Annotated in this window: 4 protein-coding genes; all 4 read right to left on the bottom strand. The window is 26.9% G+C overall.

What is annotated here, in order from left to right:
* Nucleotides 1-197: 197 nt before the first annotated feature.
* Entirely contained in the window at nucleotides 198-2,078 is a 1,881-nt protein-coding gene (htpG, locus tag CLOACE_RS11430; RefSeq protein ID WP_070111379.1) for a molecular chaperone HtpG, read from the bottom strand.
* 422 nt (nucleotides 2,079-2,500) lie between these two features.
* Nucleotides 2,501-2,857, bottom strand: coding sequence for a DUF134 domain-containing protein (locus tag CLOACE_RS11425; RefSeq protein WP_070111378.1), 357 nt, complete (start codon nucleotides 2,855-2,857; stop codon nucleotides 2,501-2,503).
* Nucleotides 2,858-2,914: 57 nt separating this feature from the next.
* The gene (locus tag CLOACE_RS11420; protein WP_070111377.1) at nucleotides 2,915-3,199 is read right to left on the bottom strand and encodes a DUF5320 domain-containing protein; all 285 of its coding nucleotides are present in this window, start codon (nucleotides 3,197-3,199) and stop codon (nucleotides 2,915-2,917) included.
* Between the two features lie 116 nt (nucleotides 3,200-3,315).
* Nucleotides 3,316-3,678 carry a TIGR02328 family protein gene (locus CLOACE_RS11415; protein WP_070111376.1) on the bottom strand — a complete coding sequence of 121 codons (363 nt, stop codon included), beginning with the start codon at nucleotides 3,676-3,678 and terminating at the stop codon, nucleotides 3,316-3,318.
* Nucleotides 3,679-3,944: the final 266 nt, after the last annotated feature.

Genomic DNA, 3,944 nt, shown 5'->3' with positions numbered 1-3,944 from the left:
AAACTCCGTAATTCATCACAGGACGTGATGAGCCAATTTCCGCCCCAAGGACGGGGCATAAATTGGGTAGGAGTTTTTTTATTTTTTATTCTTAGAGTGTCTTAATGAAATGACTTATTTACAAACTTTCTTTATGGGACTGTATTATTATTTTTATACAGCTTATTTTTAATGGTTTTTTATTCAATAACCTAATTTTATTTCATTATTTTGCACATATTATTTGTAAACTCTACAGGATCTTCAATAGGTAATCCTTCAATAAGAAGAGCTTGATTATATAATAATTCTGTATATAATTTTAGTTTATCTTTATCATTTTCATAAGCATCTTTCAACACTTTAAATATATCATGATTAGCATTAACTTCCAATACTTTATCTGCTTTAATATCTTGATTATTTGGCATTGAATTTAATATTTTTTCCATTTCTATAGAAATTTCTCCATCGTTTGCTAAGCATACTGGATGATTTTTTAATCTCTTTGATTCTCTTACATCCTTTACCTTACCTGATAGTAACTCTTTCATAGAAACAAATAATTCTTTATTAGCATTATCTTTTGAATCTTTATTATTTTCATTATCTTTTTCTTCAATACCTAAATCACCGCTGGAAACAGATTTAAATTCTTTGTCTTTATAAGACATAAGCATTTTAATTGCAAATTCATCTATATCATCAGTAAAATATAGTATTTCAAATCCTTTATCTTTAAGTAAATCTGTTTGAGGAAGTTTTTCAATTCTCTCATTTGACTCACCAGAAGCATAATAGATATATTTTTGTTCTTCAGTCATTCTTGAAACATATTCATCTAAAGTTACAAGTTTCTTTTCTTTAGATGAATAGAACATAAGTAAATCCTGTAGTACATCTTTATTAGTTCCAAAATCACTATAAACCCCATATTTCAATTGTCTGCCAAAGGATTCATAAAACTTTTCATATTTTTCTCTATCTTTCTTTAATAAATCTAATAATTCACTTTTTATTTTGTTCTTAATGTTCTTAGCTATTAATTTTAGTTGTCTATCTTGTTGTAACATTTCCCTAGAAATATTCAATGATAAGTCCTCTGAATCTACCATTCCTTTAACAAAACTAAAGTAATCTGGTAATAAATCTGGGCACTTATCCATAATAAGTACACCATTAGAATACAATCCTAAGCCTTTTTCATATTCCTTTGTATAATAATCAAAAGGAATTCTCTCTGGTATAAATAAAATAGCATTATACCTTATAATACCTTCTGCACTTATATGAATATGTTTAACTGGATTATCAAAACCATAATGCTTTTCTAAATAAAAATTATTATAGTCTTCTTCTGTAAGCTCATTTTTATTTTTTCTCCAAATTGGCACCATACTATTTATAGTTTCTTCTTCTTTATATTCCTCATATTCATTTTCAGTACCTTCTTTAAGCTTTGTTTTAGTAACAAACATTTTTATTGGATATCTAATAAAATCAGAATACTTCTTTATTATATTCTTTAATGTACTTTCTTCTAAATATTCATCATAATTTTCATCTTCTGTATTTTCTTTTATTTTTAATATAATCTCTGTACCTACTGAATCTTTTGTGCAATTTTCAATAGTATATCCGTCTGCTCCATTTGATTCCCATTTATAAGCTTCTTCACTACCTAAAGCTTTACTTATAACTGTAACTGTATCCGCTACCATAAAAGCTGCATAAAATCCTACTCCAAATTGACCAATAATATCATAGCCATCTTTTATTTCATTTTCATTTTTAAAAGCTAAGGATCCACTTTTAGCAATAGTTCCAAGATTATCTTCAAGTTCCTCCTTTGTCATACCTATGCCAGTATCAATTACTTTTAATATTCTATTTTCCTTATCTGAAACTATATTTATGTAATAATCATCTTTATTAAATTGAAGGTTTTCATCTTTTAATGTTTTATAATATATTTTATCAATGGCATCACTGGCATTAGAAATAAGTTCCCTTAAAAAAATTTCTTTATTTGTGTAAATAGAGTTTATCATTAAATCCAACAATCTTTTAGATTCTGCTTTAAATTCTTTTTTTTCCAATTAAATCTCTCCTTCCATAATAAATAATATTTACTTTTATTAGCACTCTTATTCATCGAGTGCTAACTCTTATTTTTATATAACATATTATTTCACATTTGTCAATGTATTATTTTGAAAAGTTTATATTAACTTCCAGTTAACACTAGCATTATAACTTTTTAGTTAAGAAATAAAATGTAAGAGTTAAAAGTTGTGGATAATTTTTCTCCATTAATATTACGAAAAATTTAAAATTATATTATTTTGAAGTTTGAAGTCTAATAAGACCACATACCCATAGATTGAGATAATAATAATTTTTAGAAATCAAATCAAAAATTTTTCATAATGCCAATAAAGAAAAATTCTCCGCAACTATTAACTCTTCCCTCTTAACTCTTAACTAAAAAAATTGCATCACAATTTTTTATAAATTCCACCTAAATCCTACCATGCCTATGCCTTCCACCAATACAACCCTGGCAATTTTTTTTATTTTCAAAATCACCACAAATCTTGTAATCTCCACCTTCTATTTTTAATATCTTTCCATTTACCAAACTATCTGCTAACTTTTTACGAGCATCATTATATATTCTTTGCACTGTTGAACGTGCAACCCCCATAGTATTTGCACATTCTTCTTGATTCAATCCTACTAAATCCATAAGTCTTATTGTTTCATATTCGTCTACCGTCATTATTAGTTCATCTACAATATCAGATTTATCTACAGGACCAAATTTATTAATCTGTGGAAGAGTACAAACCCTTCTCCATTTTCTTGGTCTAGCCATTATCTAACACCTCCAAATCAGATTTTCATAACAAATAAGGGATGTTGAAATCATCCCTTATTTATCCTTTTCTAAATTATTTAATTGTTCCTTCACATAATTAAGCTTTTCTTCAAGAATAGACTTTTGCTCCATAAGTAACTTTTTTTGATTTTCAGGAGTAATTACATCATTGTAATTATTTAATCCTAATCCTCTTCTACAGCCCCTTCTCAGTCCTAATCCAAGACCTAAACCTAGTCCTCCAATTGTTCCTGCAATTTTTGCAGCACTACAAAAACCTGCTCCTCTTCCAGTTCTTTCTCCCATTCCCATAGGACCTGTACCATCTCTTCTTGGCATAATCCCATCTCCTTTTTATTTTTTATTTTGGGTATTTACCCTTTATCTATATAATACTACATTTTGGGTATATGTCAATAACTTATATAATATAAATTTAATTTGCTAAAAATATTTCATAATAGTATTCCTTTATTTCTCAAATTTTCAATACATTCTTTATAATATTTATCATCATGTTCAGGATATATTTTACCTATAATATTTTCTAAATCTAAATATCTATGAGCCTCACAATTTTTCCCTCTATAATAGGGATTTTCCCATAATTTATCCGGTTTATACCCTCTTTTTTTCATTTCATCCATTACCTTTAGGTGATATAAATATAATCTATATGGACTATATTTAAATACATAATTAACAACAGAATGAGGTTTTCCCCATGCATTTCCTCTTAATGCAGCTATTTCTCTATGTTGACCTAAAAGTTGTTGCCTTGGTAACTTGGAAATTAAATCTTCATGCCATAACCTCATAAATCTTTACTCCTTTTTATTTTATTCTACAAATTAATTTTTACTACTATTAACTTATATATACTACAATTAGTTATTTACTTATATAGTACCATTGCTAAGTTCACTTAATATAATAAACTATATCAATAATTTTTTAAGACCAGCTAGTAAAAGTCAATAAAAAATTTTTAAAAGTTTATTTTTAAAAAAATGTATGACAAAAAGGCATTGCTCAAAGAACGAACAATACAAAAATTGGTAACAGTTTTTGCGGCCGATTAGGC

The sequence above is a fragment of the Clostridium acetireducens DSM 10703 genome (assembly GCF_001758365.1).
In the GTDB taxonomy this organism is placed as follows: domain Bacteria; phylum Bacillota; class Clostridia; order Clostridiales; family Clostridiaceae; genus Clostridium_C; species Clostridium_C acetireducens.
This window is presented reverse-complemented; position numbering and strand designations above follow the sequence as displayed.

Coding starts and splice junctions, on each gene's coding strand:
- CLOACE_RS11420 (WP_070111377.1), bottom strand. CDS start 3,199: ATGCCAAGAAGAGATGGTACAGGTCCTATGGGAATGGGAGAAAGAACT.
- CLOACE_RS11425 (WP_070111378.1), bottom strand. CDS start 2,857: ATGGCTAGACCAAGAAAATGGAGAAGGGTTTGTACTCTTCCACAGATT.
- CLOACE_RS11415 (WP_070111376.1), bottom strand. CDS start 3,678: ATGAGGTTATGGCATGAAGATTTAATTTCCAAGTTACCAAGGCAACAA.